The sequence below is a fragment of the Vibrio fortis genome (assembly GCF_000695685.1).
Lineage (GTDB): Bacteria > Pseudomonadota > Gammaproteobacteria > Enterobacterales > Vibrionaceae > Vibrio > Vibrio fortis_A.
The window spans coordinates 115,714-132,085 of the sequence record NZ_JFFR01000025.1 but is presented as its reverse complement, the minus strand read 5'-3'; the positions used below and the strand labels follow the sequence as shown (position 1 = coordinate 132,085).

The 16,372-nt window shown below is 44.6% G+C and carries 25 protein-coding genes; 6 read left to right on the top strand and 19 right to left on the bottom strand.

Annotated features, from left to right (window positions below):
* Window positions 1–23: 23 nt before the first annotated feature.
* Entirely contained in the window at window positions 24–575 is a 552-nt protein-coding gene (locus VFDL14_RS23670) for a hypothetical protein (protein ID WP_152549256.1), read from the top strand.
* Here VFDL14_RS23670 and VFDL14_RS08500 read toward each other — a convergent pair.
* Window positions 572–3,082, bottom strand: coding sequence for a replication endonuclease (locus tag VFDL14_RS08500; RefSeq protein ID WP_084181882.1), 2,511 nt, complete (start codon window positions 3,080–3,082; stop codon window positions 572–574). The genes VFDL14_RS23670 and VFDL14_RS08500 overlap by 4 nt on opposite strands.
* A gap of 41 nt (window positions 3,083–3,123) precedes the next feature.
* On the opposite strand from VFDL14_RS08500, the gene VFDL14_RS08505 reads away from it, so the two are divergent.
* On the top strand, window positions 3,124–3,504 hold the full coding sequence (locus tag VFDL14_RS08505; protein ID WP_032551928.1) for a hypothetical protein: 381 nt from the start codon (window positions 3,124–3,126) through the stop codon (window positions 3,502–3,504).
* Window positions 3,505–3,617: 113 nt separating this feature from the next.
* On the opposite strand, the gene VFDL14_RS08510 is transcribed toward VFDL14_RS08505, so the two are convergent.
* The 10 genes from VFDL14_RS08510 to VFDL14_RS08550 all read right to left on the bottom strand — a co-directional run bounded on the left by VFDL14_RS08510 (window position 3,618) and on the right by VFDL14_RS08550 (window position 6,941).
* Window positions 3,618–3,854: a hypothetical protein gene (locus VFDL14_RS08510; RefSeq protein ID WP_032551927.1), complete on the bottom strand. Its 237-nt coding sequence runs from the start codon at window positions 3,852–3,854 to the stop codon at window positions 3,618–3,620.
* A complete protein-coding gene (locus tag VFDL14_RS08515) occupies window positions 3,851–4,078 on the bottom strand; it encodes a hypothetical protein (protein WP_032551925.1) in 228 nt (75 codons plus the stop codon). Before VFDL14_RS08515 ends, VFDL14_RS08510 begins: the two co-directional genes overlap by 4 nt.
* Window positions 4,060–4,299, bottom strand: coding sequence for a hypothetical protein (locus VFDL14_RS08520; protein WP_032551924.1), 240 nt, complete (start codon window positions 4,297–4,299; stop codon window positions 4,060–4,062). The genes VFDL14_RS08515 and VFDL14_RS08520 overlap by 19 nt, the downstream gene beginning before the upstream one ends.
* Window positions 4,299–4,700, bottom strand: a complete 402-nt coding sequence (locus VFDL14_RS08525) for a hypothetical protein (protein WP_032551923.1) — start codon at window positions 4,698–4,700, stop codon at window positions 4,299–4,301. Before VFDL14_RS08525 ends, VFDL14_RS08520 begins: the two co-directional genes overlap by 1 nt.
* A 3-nt stretch (window positions 4,701–4,703) precedes the next feature.
* Complete coding sequence (locus tag VFDL14_RS08530) at window positions 4,704–5,111, bottom strand: hypothetical protein (protein WP_032551922.1); 408 nt, start codon at window positions 5,109–5,111, stop codon at window positions 4,704–4,706.
* Window positions 5,108–5,611 carry a hypothetical protein gene (locus tag VFDL14_RS08535; protein ID WP_032551921.1) on the bottom strand — a complete coding sequence of 168 codons (504 nt, stop codon included), beginning with the start codon at window positions 5,609–5,611 and terminating at the stop codon, window positions 5,108–5,110. The genes VFDL14_RS08530 and VFDL14_RS08535 overlap by 4 nt, the downstream gene beginning before the upstream one ends.
* 67 nt (window positions 5,612–5,678) lie before the next feature.
* Window positions 5,679–6,014, bottom strand: coding sequence for a hypothetical protein (locus tag VFDL14_RS08540; protein ID WP_032552219.1), 336 nt, complete (start codon window positions 6,012–6,014; stop codon window positions 5,679–5,681).
* Between the two features lie 34 nt (window positions 6,015–6,048).
* Window positions 6,049–6,588 carry a phage regulatory CII family protein gene (locus tag VFDL14_RS08545; RefSeq protein WP_032551919.1) on the bottom strand — a complete coding sequence of 180 codons (540 nt, stop codon included), beginning with the start codon at window positions 6,586–6,588 and terminating at the stop codon, window positions 6,049–6,051.
* Window positions 6,589–6,597: 9 nt separating this feature from the next.
* A complete protein-coding gene (locus VFDL14_RS24710; RefSeq protein ID WP_167332345.1) occupies window positions 6,598–6,744 on the bottom strand; it encodes a hypothetical protein in 147 nt (48 codons plus the stop codon).
* A complete protein-coding gene (locus tag VFDL14_RS08550; protein WP_032552218.1) occupies window positions 6,741–6,941 on the bottom strand; it encodes a hypothetical protein in 201 nt (66 codons plus the stop codon). Before VFDL14_RS08550 ends, VFDL14_RS24710 begins: the two co-directional genes overlap by 4 nt.
* A gap of 190 nt (window positions 6,942–7,131) precedes the next feature.
* Here VFDL14_RS08550 and VFDL14_RS08555 point away from each other — a divergent pair, with 190 nt between their 5' ends.
* The 3 genes from VFDL14_RS08555 (at window position 7,132) to VFDL14_RS08565 (ending at window position 9,401) form a co-directional block, all read left to right on the top strand.
* Window positions 7,132–7,731, top strand: a complete 600-nt coding sequence (locus tag VFDL14_RS08555) for a helix-turn-helix domain-containing protein (protein ID WP_072859695.1) — start codon at window positions 7,132–7,134, stop codon at window positions 7,729–7,731.
* A gap of 113 nt (window positions 7,732–7,844) precedes the next feature.
* Window positions 7,845–8,324 carry a hypothetical protein gene (locus tag VFDL14_RS08560; RefSeq protein WP_032551918.1) on the top strand — a complete coding sequence of 160 codons (480 nt, stop codon included), beginning with the start codon at window positions 7,845–7,847 and terminating at the stop codon, window positions 8,322–8,324.
* 18 nt (window positions 8,325–8,342) lie between these two features.
* Entirely contained in the window at window positions 8,343–9,401 is a 1,059-nt protein-coding gene (locus VFDL14_RS08565; RefSeq protein WP_032551917.1) for a tyrosine-type recombinase/integrase, read from the top strand.
* A gap of 119 nt (window positions 9,402–9,520) precedes the next feature.
* Here the strand turns inward: VFDL14_RS08565 and VFDL14_RS08570 are convergent, their stop codons facing one another.
* Window positions 9,521–9,961: a YcgN family cysteine cluster protein gene (locus VFDL14_RS08570; protein WP_032551916.1), complete on the bottom strand. Its 441-nt coding sequence runs from the start codon at window positions 9,959–9,961 to the stop codon at window positions 9,521–9,523.
* A 159-nt stretch (window positions 9,962–10,120) separates the two neighbouring features.
* On the opposite strand from VFDL14_RS08570, the gene VFDL14_RS08575 reads away from it, so the two are divergent.
* Window positions 10,121–10,369: a YkgJ family cysteine cluster protein gene (locus tag VFDL14_RS08575; protein ID WP_032551915.1), complete on the top strand. Its 249-nt coding sequence runs from the start codon at window positions 10,121–10,123 to the stop codon at window positions 10,367–10,369.
* A gap of 77 nt (window positions 10,370–10,446) precedes the next feature.
* On the opposite strand, the gene recR is transcribed toward VFDL14_RS08575, so the two are convergent.
* From recR to VFDL14_RS08610, 7 genes are all read right to left on the bottom strand, one after another.
* On the bottom strand, window positions 10,447–11,046 hold the full coding sequence (gene recR, locus VFDL14_RS08580; protein ID WP_032551914.1) for a recombination mediator RecR: 600 nt from the start codon (window positions 11,044–11,046) through the stop codon (window positions 10,447–10,449).
* Window positions 11,047–11,106: 60 nt separating this feature from the next.
* Window positions 11,107–11,436, bottom strand: coding sequence for a YbaB/EbfC family nucleoid-associated protein (locus tag VFDL14_RS08585; protein ID WP_004748326.1), 330 nt, complete (start codon window positions 11,434–11,436; stop codon window positions 11,107–11,109).
* 138 nt (window positions 11,437–11,574) lie between these two features.
* Window positions 11,575–13,776, bottom strand: a complete 2,202-nt coding sequence (gene dnaX, locus VFDL14_RS08590; RefSeq protein ID WP_032551913.1) for a DNA polymerase III subunit gamma/tau — start codon at window positions 13,774–13,776, stop codon at window positions 11,575–11,577.
* Between the two features lie 17 nt (window positions 13,777–13,793).
* A complete protein-coding gene (apt, locus tag VFDL14_RS08595; RefSeq protein ID WP_032552216.1) occupies window positions 13,794–14,339 on the bottom strand; it encodes an adenine phosphoribosyltransferase in 546 nt (181 codons plus the stop codon).
* 168 nt (window positions 14,340–14,507) lie between these two features.
* Window positions 14,508–14,912 (bottom strand): YbaN family protein, encoded by a 405-nt coding sequence (locus tag VFDL14_RS08600; RefSeq protein WP_050487439.1) that lies wholly within the window; start codon window positions 14,910–14,912, stop codon window positions 14,508–14,510.
* Window positions 14,913–14,918: 6 nt separating this feature from the next.
* A complete protein-coding gene (locus VFDL14_RS24705) occupies window positions 14,919–15,056 on the bottom strand; it encodes a hypothetical protein (RefSeq protein WP_032551910.1) in 138 nt (45 codons plus the stop codon).
* Window positions 15,057–15,192: 136 nt separating this feature from the next.
* Window positions 15,193–16,296: a response regulator gene (locus VFDL14_RS08610; RefSeq protein WP_032551909.1), complete on the bottom strand. Its 1,104-nt coding sequence runs from the start codon at window positions 16,294–16,296 to the stop codon at window positions 15,193–15,195.
* Window positions 16,297–16,372 lie beyond the last annotated feature (76 nt).

Below are 16,372 nucleotides of genomic sequence, written 5' to 3'. Positions count from 1 at the left end.
AAAACATGTCTAAGCAATACAATTTGATTTACGAAAAACTCGTAAAGAATGAAAACGATATCTTAGGCATCGTCGCCTACTCGGTGTATAAACGCCAAAAAATTGATTTCATAAAATCTCATACTGATAGCGAGCAAGAACCATTACCTGGTGACAAACTTGAATCATTCATGGCTATTTCCACGTCTGATGCTCAGCTCTCGTTCTATGAAGAAGCCGCAGCTAACATCTTAGATGAATATGCCAACCTTTCTGAGTCTGAGAAAATTGATGAACTCGAAGTTGGCTACAACGAGCAACTAGAGCAAAAAAGGAAGGACTACGAACGAAAGCTCAGGAATGCTAAATCAACTAACTTCATGTATGGAGTTTGGCAAAGTATTACAGCATCGATGTTAGTGATTTTAGTTTTAGGTGTATTTACTTTTATACTGTGGAGCAGCAAGCAAGGTTTCGTACCGATGATTGAAGAAATCTCTCAGAAAAAGATTCTCGACAAAGCTGAATACGAACAATTGCTAAAACAAATAGAGCTCACTCAAGGCGACCCTTCTGAATCCATTACTCAGCTTTAATTAAGCGGCCAGTCGCTTTCCAACTCAGGGAAGAACGAAAGGTCTGGTTGTTGGTATTCATCTTTTACTTGCTCAGGTTGAGCAAATAGTTGGTCCCACCCTTCAAAATCCATCCATTTCAGATCATCTGCAGGTGCACGGCTGACTTCGACAAGCTGTGCTGGGCGTTTATTGCCGTGTTCGTCTACCTCCGCAGGGCGGATTTGAAGACTTGTCTCGTTATCTACTTTTAGTGAGCTGCCTTTTAGCAATGCAGTTAAGGCAAACTCATCAATATTTGGTGGGCTATTCGCCAATATTTCATTTGGAGCTAATAACCTGGTTAGCTGATCGCAGACCTGTACTTTCTCGGGCTCCGTACAGTTATTGACAGAACTCCGAGAGGAGCCAGAGGCTCCAGAAAGAGCAAGAGCCCCCGCTTCAACATCATCGTTAACCTTGGACTTCTTCTGGATTGTCCAAACTTTGGTGCGTGTTTTGATGGTTTCTTCTGGTGTCGCGAAACCTTCAATTTTGCGAACGTCTTCCCCATGTGGTGAAGCAAACGGCAAAACCTCATAAGAGTTCACGATCAGCAAATCTTCACGTTTAACGAATGGGCCACCTTGCCCCATGATGTAACCTTGCCAGTTACCATGGTCGGCAGCTTTTAAAGTGTCTGTGATGCTTGCATCTTCTGACTTAGTGCGTGCTTGGTAGCTATCACCAATCACCTTCATCAACTCTTCATTGGTGATCAGCTTGCTCGGCTTGATAGGCCCAACCAAATCACGCTGTAACATCGAGTAAATAGTGAGTAGGTCGACGCGCTCTTGCATGAAGAGGTATTCCATAAACGCTTTTTTGTTCTGGTTAGCAAAGCGGCGTAATTCACGGTAAGTCGTAACCGGAGCACCACCGAAGAACTGGAACTGGCGAATGTTCCAACGGCTTTTCCAAGCACTCACATTCTTCGCCATGTCTTTAACTGACTTGCCAGTTTCGTCGGACACTTCATCGTCCATAGCGAAACCGTCGATGTTTTTGGAAATGTATTTAGCGATGTATCCTGTTGCGGTGCCTAACTCTGGGTCAATTTCACCTACATCACAACGAGCCGAGTGATCAAACTTGCCTTGTTTATCAAATAGCTCATGCTTGTCTTCTTTCGTTGCGTAATCGACAAATATTTCTGTAACTAACTCTTTGTCCTCTGGCTTAACCCAGATAAGCAAGTGCCAGTGTGGTGTGCCATCGTGATGCGGCTCTGCAACGCGAACCCCAAACCAACGGATGTCTTTGCGGCCTAACTTGGCACGGATTCGTTGCCATACATTGTTTAAGTACGTTTGTGCATCACGTGGGCTTGCGCCGTTCCAGTGACCAATGAAACCGCCTTTCTTGTATGAGTTGTGATATTTAGCTGGCGTGGTCAGCGTTAAGAACAAACCTTGTAAACCAAGCTCGTTACCAATGTCTTCACAGCCACGACAACGCACCATTAATTCATGACGACGTATCGCAGGGTTAGCCACACTCTTTTTGACCATATCCCACAAATCAGCTTCTTCACCTGTTTCTTCATCTAATAGCTGACACTGTTTGATGTATTCATAGTTGGCCGTTTGCTGTTCTTGGTGTTCACGAACACAATCCCAAGACGCATACGGTGAAGCCTTAGAAGATACTTGTCCCATTGCAATGGCTAGGTGCTCACGCATAATTTTGCGGATTTTATTAAGACGGCCACACCACCACTTCTCGCTGATCAGCCTTGAGATGTCTTGTAGGGCAGATAGTTCGGATTGGTCTTTGTACTTGCGAGGAGGCTTAACACCAAAAGTATCGGTCACGAACTTAGCTACTTGCTCATAGGTGAACACCACCGCCATGGTGGTACCAAGCTCGGTCTTTGCGTGATATTTGTCGCTTTCCAATCGAAAAAAGCGATCAACAATGACAGAGATTTTAAAAGCCATCTCTTTGATTTCAGATGGCTCAAGCTCTGCGAGTAATCGATTTTTTACTGGCTTGCGATTTTGTTCTACCTTGTCAAAATCAAAGTACGCTTGCTTATTGTTGGCAAAGTCACTTTGCTCAGTGTCGCTAAACTCTTCACTAAGCAAAGAAACCTTTTGGGTTGTCGGTAGTTTTTTGTATTTGCGCAAAACCATAAGCGCACGCTCTGCAGCTGGCCCCATGCGCTCACGCAAAAAGATGTTCGCTTCTCTTCTGCTTTTCTTTTCGAAAACTGAAATGTAACGAGTCACGAAGTACTTGGTTAGGTAATCCGGTAGGTCTTTAATTCTTTCTCGTGCCCACTCGAAGTCTTCTGGGTTCGCTTCAAATAGTTTGCGTTCCGTAACACTCATACCCTCCGGTTCACGATCAAACACAGGGCGTTCTGCCAAAGACTCTACCGCTTTAGGTTTTTGCGGATAAACGTGCAAATGCCCCCATTGCTGACAAGCGATGGAGGCTGCACGTTTTTGCGACTCGGTGAAGGTTGGTTTAGCTGTGTTTTTCATTGTGCTAATCTACTAATTTCATAATTTTACTAAGGCTTAAAATGAAAACTGAGTTACTTAATGATTCATTCAATCTCAATTACTTTGATGGAATGTTGCTTGAGCACATCGAAGACAATTCAAATAGTTTTGGTGGGAAGGAAATGACCGTTGCCATCCTTCCACCTATCGAACCAAAGAAATACCTCAAACCGCTACGCCCTTACCGAACCATCACTGCAAATGGATTAAACGAGTTCATCTCAATTACCAACTTTTTAGAAGAAAACGGACTAATCTGCATAAACAAAGCCTCCGACTCAATTGAAGGATTTGATCATGTTTTCTTTATTCCCGAAGAAGAATTCATTGAGATATATCCCGAAAGTGACCCTGAATATGAACAGAAGCTAGACGCGATCCGAGCCATGTTTAGAAAATGATTCAACGACTTTCTTACCCTCTTTTATAGCGATTTTTACAGCTGAGATTGAGGGTAAATCTCCATCCTTAATCTGCTTACGAATATACGTTTTCAAATATGGGTTTAAGTTACTCATACTGCTTCCTCTGACTTAATACCTTCAGGCGTCCAACCGTGAATGTCACATTGCGTACCAAGAATTGCTGCCTTAGTTTCACCAACTAGCAAACCTTCGATTGTGATTTGGCAATGTGGGCAACCGCAGAAATCCCCACCGCATTCACACAGCTCTTCACTGCAATGACGGGCGTATGTGTACGGCTTCAGCTTTAAGCAGTCTTGGCAAAGGACGTGTTTTGGATCACTCATACTTCCTCCAGTTCTTGAGTTGTAACCAACATAAAACCACCTTTCCCCTTTCCCTTGCTGATCACCCCTTTGTGTAGGTGAGTGCAACTTAGGTCTTGGCAAGCTTGTTCAATTGCCACTTCCATTGATTCAAAGTCGCCAACCAAAACATTGGCGACTTCTTGTGTTTCTTCATGGCGGATAACACCGCCACCAGAGCAAAGCATTACTGCTGCGTATTGCATGATGGTTCCTCCATTCCTAGGTACCTTTTGGCCTTCCAAATGAATGCGTACTGGGCAATTGGATCATCTAAAAACTCACTGAGCTTTGACTCTGGAATCGTAATTGAAACACCCCAACCATCGTTGCCCGTAAAGGTGACATAAACTGCTCTGGCTGAATTTACCCATCCTGCATTTGTGACTTTCAGTTTTTCTCCGTGGCTTACAAATTCATGCAGCATCACATCGCCTCCACTGTTGGATGACCATGTAGCGGCTCACAGTCTCTCCACCACATTTGCATGGTTGCGTTTTGGCTAGTGCTTTTGGTGCAAGCAGAAACAAAGAAAAGTGCGCGAATTGCGCCTAAAGCTTGATGATGCATTGCGTTATCAGTTGATTGGTTGAATACAACAACCCAGAAAACCCACCAAGCAGTAATAAAGTCTTCAAGACATAACCCTTGCTCAGTACCATTCACGTTGACCAACATAGCGCGAGTAGAATCAAGCTGAAGCATTGCGCCTTGGCTTGAATCAACGCCTTTGAACACACGGATGAACTGTTCAATTTTGCGAGTGGTAAAGCCTTCACCACGAAGGCCATACTCTAAATCTTTGCGAAATACGGTGATCATGCTCATGCCTTACCCCTCAATAACTGACAAGCAGTACTGTTCGAATTGAAAAAGTGCTTCATCGTCCCAACGACCAAGATCACGCAGAGCAAGCATTTCAATAAACAAGCTGCGATTTTTCATGTCTAGCTGCGACCAATGGTGTAGCTGAGGTTTCGCATTCTCGTTTTGATAAGAGCGATACCAGCTCACATAGGTATGAGCGAAGAAGACACGAGCCCGATCACCTTGCATGGCTTCTTTGATGTCAGCTAAAACTTCTTCTAGTGGGCGATGGGTTTGAACAGGTGTCAGCTTTTTAGCAATCGCATCTAACTGGATAACAATCTCTTCCTGCTGTGCGGTGCTGCTTTTTTCAAAACGTGCAGCAATCTGTTCAAATGATGTATTGAATAGGTGGACGTAGATATTGCTCATGCTTCCACCCCCGCGATAGTTTCAGAGGCTTCATGCGCATCAGCAATTATGTCGATCAGTTTATCTTCAATTGCCAACAGCTCTGCTAGAGCGTTGTCGCTCTGCAAGAAAATATTTTCATTAACTGTTAAGCCGCCTTCTGGCTTCAATGAGCTTGCGCGAACACAAACACAATCTACAGAAGCTGCGTAGTCGACAGAGGTATGAATTAAGTCTTTGTTGGTGATTGCCATATTCATGATGGTATTAATCACATCCATAAGATCACGATTGGCAATTACATCTACTAGTTGGCGACTCTTATTAGCTAATACTTCAGGTGGTAAATCATCATGCTCAATAATGCCGAAGTTCTTTGGCAGAACAGAGCTCAACGCAAATGCTAATTTACGTTGATGGCTCAATGTGCTGTCGTGAATTTGTCGAGCTTTGGTTAAGAACTCCATGGCTTCTTGGTGAAGTTCTTTTGCTTGCTCAAGTTCAGATTTGTTTTCGTTCATCTTCTATGCTCCTACGCTAAGACGAAAAAAAGCCCCCTGTTACAGGGGCAAATGGCTGGCTAGGCTGTTAATTAACTTTGCTGATATCGGAATGTTTTAGACGGCGAACATCACCCACTTTGCGGTCGAACTTCATCACCATCTCTTTAAGTAGCTGCATTCCAGAACGGACTTTTTGCAACTCAAGGTCATCGAATGAATCAAACTCACGGCTGTAATCTTTTGGTGGCATACCACCTGCAATCAGAATTAAGCCACGGCTACGATCACTCATTTCGTTATACATATCGCGTAGCTTTCTACGCTTTGCACTTTTATCGAAAAGCGACTTACACGCGGCAATGCTATCTGCTGCGCTCGGTACTTGGGGCTGCGTTTCTTGTTGTCTGGCTAACTGACTCATGGCGTTCATATCCTCTTAATCGGACTCAGGCTGTTTAGGCTAAGCCTGGAATAGGTGCACCATTAGCCAGAAAATCTGTGCCAAATTGCATTAGTGGCTGCAGGCCTGTGGTGCGGTGTTCAAGGTCATTGATAAGCAAAACCAGATTGCCCAAAGCGGCTTGCGCCTTGGCTAAGGTTTTGCGTTTAGTAGATCGCGGTAAACGCTCTGCGGTGCACATGGCTAACGCATCGCTAGAAAGCTCACCAGAGTGGGCGTTTAGCTGAAGAACCCTTTCAAGCAAGTTGAGTTCGTCTTCGTCTTTTGGAAGTGGAATGGTTACAACACCATCATTGGCAAATAACGTGTTTACGATTGAGTAGTCACCAGAAACGCGGCTGATTAACGCTAACTCAACTGGCTTAAGTACATGCGGTTGGTTCGGATTCAGCTTGTTGCGAAGCATCGTGCCACTTAGCTCTAACTTACGAGCTATCGCTTCAACATCGTGATTGACGACAAAATCACAACAAGCCGCATCAAAAGTTTGTTGTTTGCGTTCGCGTAATACACACATTGAGTTATTTGCGTCCATAACCAATACTCATTTAAAGAAGAAAGGAACGAAAACGAATGACCAGCCGATGATATTCAGCCAAAGCGGACATTTGTTTGGGTAGTTTTCTTCCCAAGACTCACTCATTGCATTTTGCTGAGTGAGTTTGGTTTTAGGTGGGATAGCAGAGCTCATACTTGTTGCTCCGCTGCACGTTGGTAAAGCTTGACCAAGTTGATAAGAACGCTGCCGCTTCTGCCTTTCTTCTCTAGAACTGGGATTTCACCTGCAGTGATAGCGCGGTCTAAGGAAGATGAAGACCAGCCAGTGCGACGGATAAACTCTTTTTTAGTACAAAAAGGTGCGTCTACCGCTATTTGAATAGTTGCCATAAGTGGTATCCTACTTGTTTGAGTGTATTTGATGGCGATTGAGTGAGATTGGTTAGCCATCATCTTGTATGGGATAAACTTACGATCAAATTCTTTCATTTGCAAGATTTAAATTTAAAAGCCAGCTTTAGATCTCATATGAAGGTATTTTTAGGATTGTTTGTCATTTAAGTAAAAGCAGGTTTGCTATATGAGTAGATTAAAAGCAAAAGTTCCTCCATTTGAGTACTTGAAGGGGCGGGAATTTACCGAAAAGCTAAAAGAAGTGACTGGTTGTAAGACTTATGAGCTTATGAGTGACTACTATGGCGTACCTAGTTCTACGTTTTCGACTTGGCATCACCATGATCGGACAGGATTCGAGTTGATTGTGAGGGAGCACCTAAAGTCTGGGGCTTCTGTTAGGTACCTTGCCCTTGGTGAAGGTAAACCATTCGATGACGAGCAATCCCCAGCGGACTCCATTTCAATTAACATCATTCTCAATGGGAAGCTTGAAGAAAGAGGCTCTCTTTCAATCGACTCACTTACTCTTGATGGTTATGGGTTGAAAGCAAGTAAAACCATTATCGTCGAGCACGATGGTCAACGATGCTTTATTAACTCAGAAGAAACCCACGCTACTTCTGGTCGTTACCTGATAGAAATAGACGGCGCTCACTCTATAAACCAAGTTCAAAGATTACCTGGTAAGAAGCTCGCAATAAGCTTTGGGAACTCGACTATTGAAGCAACAGAAGAAGACATAAATGTGCTTGGTCGAGTAACAATGAGCATGATTAAAGAGTAAAGCAAACATCCACTTGCTTCGGCTCACAAATGCGCATCATGTTTCATCAATGCTTATCTAAGCCAATGTTTTTAAGTTAATATCTAGCTTTATTTATAGGCTAGGAGCAACTCATGACGAAATCATTATTAACATTAACAGCATTATCAGCACTGACCCTTGTAGGCTGCTCTGAGTCAGAACCTGAATTCAGCGTTAATCAGATTACAGTTTCAGACTTTGCATACACGATGAATGAACAACCTGCCGTTTCAATAACATTTGGAAAAGATAACGACAATTTCTGTGACGTTACTCTTTATCGAGACGACATTGTTCAAGGTTTTTCATCGACCTTAGAGAACAAATCTAGTGGCAACCTTTCATCTAGCTGCACTTGGAATAAAGCCTATTATGTTCAATCATCGAAACACCCCACTTTGGCGTCTCTGACTATCGACAAACTAGACAAGGTCAATCAGACAGCAAATATCAAAGCTTCACTCAAACTAGTTAACAGCAAAACATTAGATGACTTCTTTGAAATTGATGATGTTGAAATAAAAGTTTCAGGTGAACAGTTCATGAACCTAATAACTAAACCTGTAGAGTAAACTGCACAAATTTCTGATATGAGCGTTCGTAAAGTAGAAGACGGCAACAAAAAACCATGGATTTGCGATGTTCGTCCAAATGGCCGCAATGGTAAACGTGTAAGAAAACGCTTCGCCACAAAAGGCGAAGCGCTTGCGTATGAGAAGTTTGTTTTAAAAGAAACCGACGACAAACCATGGTTAGGTGAGAAAAGCCAAACTCGTAGCCTGTTGGATATGATCGACTTATGGCAAGAACGCCACGGCCAATCACTTGCCCATTCCAAATACACTTACAATAAGTTGAAGGTTATGGGCTTGGCGTTAGGCGACCCGCTTTATCATAAGCTCACGGCAACGATGTTTACTGAATACCGCACTCGCCGCCTTGCAGGTGAAGTCGCAGATTTGAATGGCCGAAAGGTTGAAGTGTCTTTTCGTACCTGCAACAACGAACAAGATCTACTGAATGCTGTGATTGTCGAGCTGCAGCGCATGGGAGAGTGGAAAGGCGAAAACCCTTTGAAAGCTGTCCGCCAATTCAAACTGCACGAACCTGAAATGGAATTTCTCACCATTGAGGAAATGCAGAACCTTATCACAAAGGCAGAGGCACACGAATTCCATGATGACATGCATAAGATTATTAAACTTTGTTTGGCTACAGGTGGTCGCTTTCGCGAAGCATCCCGACTAACGGGCGCTCAAATCACAAAATACAAAGTCACGTTCACTCAAACGAAAGGTAAAAAGAATCGCTCGGTACCGATCAGCCCCGAACTTTACGAAGAGATTTACAAGGAAGGTTCTGGCCCATTGTTTAGCATTGGCTATTCGACCGTTTACCGATTCATTGTGAGAAACGTTCCACGACTAAAACAGCAAGCGGCCCACGTTCTGCGCCATACTTTTGCGTCTTACTACATGATGAACGGCGGCAACATTATCGCCCTTCAACGCATCCTTGGTCATAGCGATATTAAGCAGACCATGCGATACGCACACCTCGCCCCAGATCACCTAGAAGATGTGGTCACAAAGAACCCGTTAGTGAATATCAAACAAGCGGTTTCTGTGGACACTAAAAAGGCAGTATGACCACCCCATGTGGACACTTTAATGTCCACATTGTGTCCACAAATTTTCAGAATATAGATAAATATTGATGATTATTGATGGACAAGCCTTTGATAAAGCCCCGCCACGCCTTGTGCGGCCTAGTTCCTATTGGGATGATTTAAAATGTGGTCTTCCCAATCAATAACATCAATTTCATACACTACTTTATTACGTACACTTTCACCCGCAGCGTGCATTGCAGATTTAGAGCCAGTAATCAGTGGGTGCCATTCTGGCAGTGGCTTTTCTTCTGACAATAGGCGATAAGCACATGTGTCAGGAAGCCAGTGAAACTCATCAATCTTGTCACGAGTTAACTTCAAACACTCTTCGCCTGAGCTAAAACGATTTGGGTAATCTTTACAAGAACACGTCTTACTGTTTAACCAGCTACACGCCACGTTGGTGTAGTACACTTCGTCGCTATCTTCATCCATTAGTTTGTGCAAACAGCATTTGCCGCAACCATCACAAAGCGATTCCCACTCTTGTTCGGTCATCTGTTCTAGTGATTTTTCTTGCCAAAATGGACTGGTCATAATAGGACTTCTTACTCTTTTACTGGGGTGCGTGTTATACCGCTAGCCCACAAAAAGTTCAAGGATAAAAAGTGTTCAGGGATTAATCACAGACAAAAGCTGCCAGAAGCGATAATTTTTGCTACTATCGCGCACCCTGTTTTGACTGAGTATAAATTGATGGAATGTCGTCTAGGTTGTGGTGCCTGCTGTATTGCACCAAGTATTACATCTGCTATTCCTGGTATGCCAAATGGCAAGCCTGCTGGCGTTCGCTGTATTCAGCTCAATGAACAGAATCTATGCAAACTATTCGGACAACCGGAACGCCCAAAAGTGTGTCACCAATTTAAGGCGTGTCCAATCATTTGCGGCAAAACGAACCAAGAAGCGCTCGACAATATCACTGAACTCGAAGCCATCACATAGCCTCTGTCTCAATAAAATTGTTAGCTCATGAACAAAAAAGCCGCTGACTTTCTAGATAAGAGAGCAAGCGGCTTAGATTAGATTTTGTGTCGACCTAGTAGTGAGTGAGACAGCGTGGTGCCATCCACCAACTCTAACTCGCCACCAACGGGAACACCATGAGCTATTCGGCTAGCGTTCACTTCATGAGCGCTACATAACTCAGCAATATAGTGGGCTGTTGCTTCGCCTTCCACAGTTGGGTTGGTTGCAAGAATCACTTCTGCAATATCGCCACGGCGCAAACGGTAATCCAAAACATCGAGACCGATATCGCTAGGACCAATGCCATCAAGCGGTGATAGGTGCCCCATCAAAACGAAGTAACGACCAGAGTACTGACCTGTCGCCTCGATTGCTGCGATGTCTGCAGGGCTTTCAACCACACATATTTGACCATTTTCCTGACGTTTAGGGTTGGTACAAATATGACAAACATCTTCTTCTGTAAAAGTACGACACTCACTACAGTGGCCAATTTCCGTCATCGCTTGACCAAGCGCCTCAGCCAATTGCAGGCCGCCTTTTCTATCGCGCTGTAACAAATGAAAGGCCATACGCTGCGCCGACTTGGGGCCAACCCCAGGTAGACAACGTAAGGCCTCCATCAAATGCTCCAGCATATGACTGGTACGCATTATTTAACCATTTCAGTTTTTAATTCACGATGCACTTAGCGCATCATTGAGAAAAACGAATTAGAAAGGCATCTTCATACCTGGTGGAAGTTGCATACCACCAGTTACGCCAGCCATTTTCTCTTTTTGAGTCTCTTCAACACGACGAGCTGCATCGTTGAATGCCGCAGCGATAAGATCTTCAAGCATCTCTTTATCGTCTTCCATTAGGCTTTCATCGATATCAACGCGACGTACACTGTGGCTACCAGTGATCGTTACTTTTACTAGGCCAGCACCAGATTCACCGGTTACTTCCATATTTGCGATTTCTTCTTGAAGCTTTTGCATGCGATCTTGCATTTGCTGGGCTTGCTTCATTAGGTTGCCCATACCACCTTTACCAAACATGATAATCTCTCTGGTCTAATTGGTTATAAAATACATTAAGCAATAACTGACTTAATGGGGGCTGAACTGTTCTGATTCAACCCTACGATACTGTTAATGTGACGAAGGACATACTGTCCATTATCACATTCGCGGTGACTAAATTGGACGAACACTGTCTCTGTCCAGCTCAGCGGCAAAGCGCTTTTCAATGAACTGAACATTGGCATCATTCTCAAGGCTAGTGAAAGCATCTTTCAACTTACCTTGATACAGCCTCTCACGTAATTCTAGTGGCGTTTCGCCTGATTCGCCGATCTCAACACTTAAATGGCACTCTTCACCTAGTACAGCATTCAGTGATTGCAGTAATTCACTCTGCGCTTTGTCGGTATTCAAGTGTGCTTGTGTTGGTCGTAGCATTAGACTAATTGAAGTGCCGTTTTTACTGAACACGGAATTCAGTGCCAACTGCTCGACAAGTTTCGCCGTTTCAAGCTTTTGTATGGTTGCCGACCATTCATCTTGAGCGATCGACTCATGCAACAGCTTTTCAGTCATCTCAGGTGTTTTAACGTGCTCTAACGCGCGTCTTATCTGAGTAGGTGTTAGCTCTTTTGAGACCTCTTTCACTACAGGTTTAGACGGTTTCCAACGATAAGGTTCATTATCATCGGTTACATTTTGTTTCGATGCTGCAGGGAGAGAAGTTGGCGACACCCGCTCAGAACCACCGTGTTGCTGAGCAACTCGGTCGAGAACTGAAGTTTTAGCTGGTGTCGCTTTAGCCTTTTTTGGTGCACTGCCTCTTGCGTCTGGTGTTGCACCTTTACGTTGAGAACGTAACTGGTGACGTAACCCGCTAACAGGTGATGTAGGACGCTCAGAAGCCGGCGCAGGCTGACTTTGTGCCACGGGTTGGCTTGGAGCAGGTGTTGCAGGTTGCTGGCTCATTGGCGCAGCAGGAGCGCCATACTGCCCATGATCATCATACGCCGGAGGCATATCCTGTGGGCCCCCCATATAACCAGAGTCAGGATACCCTTGAGGCTCTGAGTATTGTGGTGCGCTCGGTTGGCCGTAACCTTGCGGTGGCATAGATCTTGGCATTGGCTGCCCTGTTGGCGCCTGCTGTTGAGGTGTTGCCATTGGCTGAGCCTGATTCATAGGCTGCGCCGGGTTAGCAGGTTGCGTAGCTTGTGTTGGTGCTGCTTTGGGAGCACTTGTCGCTTTCGACTCCGCAGGCTCAGTCGAGATAGCGCTTGACGATATCTCTGCAGCAGGGCGGAATGCCAACATTCTCAGAACAACCATCTCGATACCAACGCGAGCCGTTGGTGAAAGAGGCAGGTCTTCGCGCCCTTTAAGCACGATCTGATAATAGAGCTGCACATCTTGCGGGCTGAGTGCTTGTGCAAGAAGTTCTATCTTTTCAGCGTCTGGCTGAGCTTTATCTAACGAAGCTGGTAGAGCCTGATACATAGCTAATCGATGCAGTTGAGTCGCCAACTGATTCAGTAAGCCATCCCATTCAACACCGTTCTCAGCTAGTGCTTGAATGCACGCCATCGCGGTTTGTGGCTGCTTACTGCTGATAGCCTCAAGCAGGTGAATCGCTTGATCAGTATCTAGCGTACCCAGCATATGGGAAACAATGTCAGTTGCTACATTGCCGTTGCCCAATGCAATCGCTTGATCGGTTAAGCTCAACGCATCACGCATACTGCCATCAGCAGCGTGCGCTATCATTCCCAGAGCGCGAGACTCAGTCGTCACCTTCTCTTCTTCAAGAATGTGATCAAGCTGCTCGTGGATGTTATCAACGCTGATAGGCTTCAAATGGAACTGCAGGCAGCGAGACAAAATTGTCACAGGCAGCTTCTGAGGATCCGTTGTTGCCAATAAGAATTTCACGTACTCAGGCGGCTCTTCTAAGGTTTTTAGAAGAGCATTGAAACTGTGCCTAGAGAGCATGTGAACTTCATCGATAAGGTAAACCTTAAAGCGACCACGAGCAGGCTTGTATTGAACGTTGTCCAATAGCTCACGTGTGTCTTCAACTTTGGTTCGAGACGCAGCATCGATTTCTAGGAGATCAACAAAGCGACCTTCGTCGATCTCTTTACAGGTTGCACACTCACCACAAGGTGTAGAGGTAATGCCTGTTTCACAGTTTAGCCCCTTAGCAAACAAGCGGCCGATGGTCGTTTTGCCGACACCTCGAGTACCGCTAAACAGGTATGCATGGTGCAGCCTGTTTTGGCTAAGTGCATTCTCTAAAGCTGTTAAAACATGGGCTTGACCAACGACTTCTTTAAACTTCGTTGGTCGCCATTTTCGCGCTAACGCTAGATAGCTCATGAATAATTCCGAAAGGATTAATGACCGTCAAATTCGCAGATGCTGAACACTTCAAGGCCTAGACCTTCTAAGCGCTTGTCACCGCCAATTTCAGGAAGATTAATAACAAAGGCTGCGTGGTCTACAACACCACCAAGCTGACGAATCAGTTTAGTTGTTGCTTCAATAGTACCACCTGTTGCCAATAGGTCATCGACCATCAACACTTTATCGCCTTCAGAGATCGCGTCAGTGTGGATCTCAAGCGTATCCGTACCGTACTCAAGCTCATACGACTGTGCCACAGTTTGGCGTGGTAGCTTGCCTGGCTTACGAACAGGAACAAAACCAACACCCAGCTCAAGCGCTAATGGCGCACCAAATAGGAAACCGCGAGCTTCCGTACCAACTACTTTAGTGAAGCCCATATCTTTGTAGGTATCCACTAGCAGTTCGATCGTCGCTTTGTACGCAGCCGGGTCTTCCATAAGGCTGGTTACGTCACGAAATAGAATGCCCGCTTTTGGGTAATCAGGAATGCTTTTGATGCTTGATTTGATCAGAGCGATTTTTTCTGTGTTCATAATAGTGATGCACTTCATTAGGCCGCTTTCCCAACATCAATCAACGCCATCGTCGTTACTAATTTTGCTTGAGAAAGGCTTGGTTGGTTTTCATTGCAATCAGAGTCATAACTCTGATGCTGAAAAAATAAACGCCCGCTATAAGTCAGCAGGCACACTGGCTTAATGTTAGTGATTTTCTTTGCTGTCAGCAACTAACTCATGGGTCGGAAGGCGAATAAACCATGTGAGAAGAATAGCAAGTACGACAATTAAGAACACTTTTACCCATACAATAGGTGCAAAGTAGATAGAGAGTGAAAAGCTAAGAAGAATAAATAACACACCACGACTTTTAACGCGTTTAGTTACCGCACCATGTTCATACCAGTTGGTGAGCAGAGGGCCAAGTGTTGGGTGTTGATGCATCCAACGATGCAGACGCGGGCTACTACGCATAAAACAAGCACTTGCTAGCAGCAAAAAAGGGGTTGTTGGCAGTAGAGGTAAAACGATGCCTAAAAAAGCGAGGATGATGCAGAGGCCACCAGCGAGGTTCAGGCTAAGAACTTTGATGCTAATTGTGACCTCCAGAAGTCTTTAAAATGTCGCGTAACCATTGAAAACGCGGTAAAGCGTTAGGGTTGCTGGTAGTAGCGGAATCGCTGCAAACGTTAATAAAAATCCTAAAAAGTAGAATACATTAAACGGGTCTTTAAAATCTTGATTATCTGCCATGATTACTTCTTTCTTACAAAATTAACGCTAGACCCAGATAATTTTTGCTAAATGACACTCAACAAAAAAGGTATAGCCACACAATTTTGCAACTATACCTTAATAAAACATCTACAAATACCAAGCAACTGTAGGGTTAATCTCCGCCGCCTTGATGCAAATCGAGGCTAAAACTGGCTGAACCTAAAAGGCTCAAAGAGAGCTGACAACCTGTCTCTATCGGCAACCTATCGGTAATGAAATTCTTCTTGCAGTTGTCGCCCAACCTCTGCCCTGCGGCAATATGTTGATTGATAAGGCCGTTTGACCATTGCCCATCCAATCCTGCTGGCAAAATCGAAATCGTCCCCTCTGCTAGGTTAGCGACACCAAACAGCGCATTCACCGGAGTCGCGCACTGTGAACATTGAATGCCCTTCTCCAAGATCTCCGCCATATCTTTCAGATCAGCACTGAAACTTTGCAGATTTCTAACGTAATCGTGGAACAAAGCTCGCACTAACAAGGTTGTGGCCGCCCCACCCTCAGATGACGATGAAGAATCCACAAGATAAAACGCAAACTGCCCATTCATCAACCAAGCATAATCAAACACCAAGGGCATCATCTCTGTTGACTGCAACAGACGATAGCTGCTGCGCCAAGTGCCTTGGCTGGTGTCTTTATCCGGTAACAACGCATGCAGCAAATCTCGTGCAGCGCTCGGGTTATTCTGTAGATAATTCAGGTGCCAATGCAGCTCTTGGTCTTCGGGTATCTCACCGCCGTCATCGACACTGAACCATTGGCTCGAAAAATCCCTTTGATTATTCATATTATCAAAGGAGTCTTTCAGGGTATTTTCTATGGCACTACCCAAGTGGTTTGGATCTTCCAGCGGCTTAGGTAAGAAATCTTTAATCCCAAAGCGCAGTGCTTTAGCAACGTCTGACATTTCATCAGTCGCAGAAACCACAATCATAGGCAGTGATGGATATTCAAGACTTAACTCTTCTACAAGCTCGATACCATCGAGTATCGGCATAGAGAGATCACACACGATGAGATCGGGTGCTGCGTCGCGTAATTTTTGAAGTGCGTCTAAGCCGTTTTCAGCTTCAACCACACGGTACCCGACAGCATCCAAGTATGCTGACGTTATGCGGCGAAAAATGGGGTCATCATCAACCAACATAATGCATTTTTGGTTGAGCGCTTCCTGTGCCGAGGTCGTAACGGGCTGACTGTGAGTTTTATACATACTCATTAACCTCACAAAACAAAGTCGAATTATTATTGTTATCTGTTCTAAGAACTCTTTATCAAACTTAGTAATA

What these genes read in the sequence shown, in the direction of transcription:
- VFDL14_RS08500 (WP_084181882.1), bottom strand. Translation starts at nt 3,082, where the DNA reads ATGAAAAACACAGCTAAACCAACCTTCACCGAGTCGCAAAAACGTGCA.
- VFDL14_RS08505 (WP_032551928.1), top strand. Translation starts at nt 3,124, where the DNA reads ATGAAAACTGAGTTACTTAATGATTCATTCAATCTCAATTACTTTGAT.
- VFDL14_RS08510 (WP_032551927.1), bottom strand. Translation starts at nt 3,854, where the DNA reads ATGAGTGATCCAAAACACGTCCTTTGCCAAGACTGCTTAAAGCTGAAG.
- VFDL14_RS08515 (WP_032551925.1), bottom strand. Translation starts at nt 4,078, where the DNA reads ATGCAATACGCAGCAGTAATGCTTTGCTCTGGTGGCGGTGTTATCCGC.
- VFDL14_RS08520 (WP_032551924.1), bottom strand. Translation starts at nt 4,299, where the DNA reads ATGCTGCATGAATTTGTAAGCCACGGAGAAAAACTGAAAGTCACAAAT.
- VFDL14_RS08525 (WP_032551923.1), bottom strand. Translation starts at nt 4,700, where the DNA reads ATGAGCATGATCACCGTATTTCGCAAAGATTTAGAGTATGGCCTTCGT.
- VFDL14_RS08530 (WP_032551922.1), bottom strand. Translation starts at nt 5,111, where the DNA reads ATGAGCAATATCTACGTCCACCTATTCAATACATCATTTGAACAGATT.
- VFDL14_RS08535 (WP_032551921.1), bottom strand. Translation starts at nt 5,611, where the DNA reads ATGAACGAAAACAAATCTGAACTTGAGCAAGCAAAAGAACTTCACCAA.
- VFDL14_RS08540 (WP_032552219.1), bottom strand. Translation starts at nt 6,014, where the DNA reads ATGAGTCAGTTAGCCAGACAACAAGAAACGCAGCCCCAAGTACCGAGC.
- VFDL14_RS08545 (WP_032551919.1), bottom strand. Translation starts at nt 6,588, where the DNA reads ATGGACGCAAATAACTCAATGTGTGTATTACGCGAACGCAAACAACAA.
- VFDL14_RS24710 (WP_167332345.1), bottom strand. Translation starts at nt 6,744, where the DNA reads ATGAGCTCTGCTATCCCACCTAAAACCAAACTCACTCAGCAAAATGCA.
- VFDL14_RS08550 (WP_032552218.1), bottom strand. Translation starts at nt 6,941, where the DNA reads ATGGCAACTATTCAAATAGCGGTAGACGCACCTTTTTGTACTAAAAAA.
- VFDL14_RS08555 (WP_072859695.1), top strand. Translation starts at nt 7,132, where the DNA reads ATGAGTAGATTAAAAGCAAAAGTTCCTCCATTTGAGTACTTGAAGGGG.
- VFDL14_RS08560 (WP_032551918.1), top strand. Translation starts at nt 7,845, where the DNA reads ATGACGAAATCATTATTAACATTAACAGCATTATCAGCACTGACCCTT.
- VFDL14_RS08565 (WP_032551917.1), top strand. Translation starts at nt 8,343, where the DNA reads ATGAGCGTTCGTAAAGTAGAAGACGGCAACAAAAAACCATGGATTTGC.
- VFDL14_RS08570 (WP_032551916.1), bottom strand. Translation starts at nt 9,961, where the DNA reads ATGACCAGTCCATTTTGGCAAGAAAAATCACTAGAACAGATGACCGAA.
- VFDL14_RS08575 (WP_032551915.1), top strand. Translation starts at nt 10,121, where the DNA reads ATGGAATGTCGTCTAGGTTGTGGTGCCTGCTGTATTGCACCAAGTATT.
- recR (WP_032551914.1), bottom strand. Translation starts at nt 11,046, where the DNA reads ATGCGTACCAGTCATATGCTGGAGCATTTGATGGAGGCCTTACGTTGT.
- VFDL14_RS08585 (WP_004748326.1), bottom strand. Translation starts at nt 11,436, where the DNA reads ATGTTTGGTAAAGGTGGTATGGGCAACCTAATGAAGCAAGCCCAGCAA.
- dnaX (WP_032551913.1), bottom strand. Translation starts at nt 13,776, where the DNA reads ATGAGCTATCTAGCGTTAGCGCGAAAATGGCGACCAACGAAGTTTAAA.
- apt (WP_032552216.1), bottom strand. Translation starts at nt 14,339, where the DNA reads ATGAACACAGAAAAAATCGCTCTGATCAAATCAAGCATCAAAAGCATT.
- VFDL14_RS24705 (WP_032551910.1), bottom strand. Translation starts at nt 15,056, where the DNA reads ATGGCAGATAATCAAGATTTTAAAGACCCGTTTAATGTATTCTACTTT.
- VFDL14_RS08610 (WP_032551909.1), bottom strand. Translation starts at nt 16,296, where the DNA reads ATGTATAAAACTCACAGTCAGCCCGTTACGACCTCGGCACAGGAAGCG.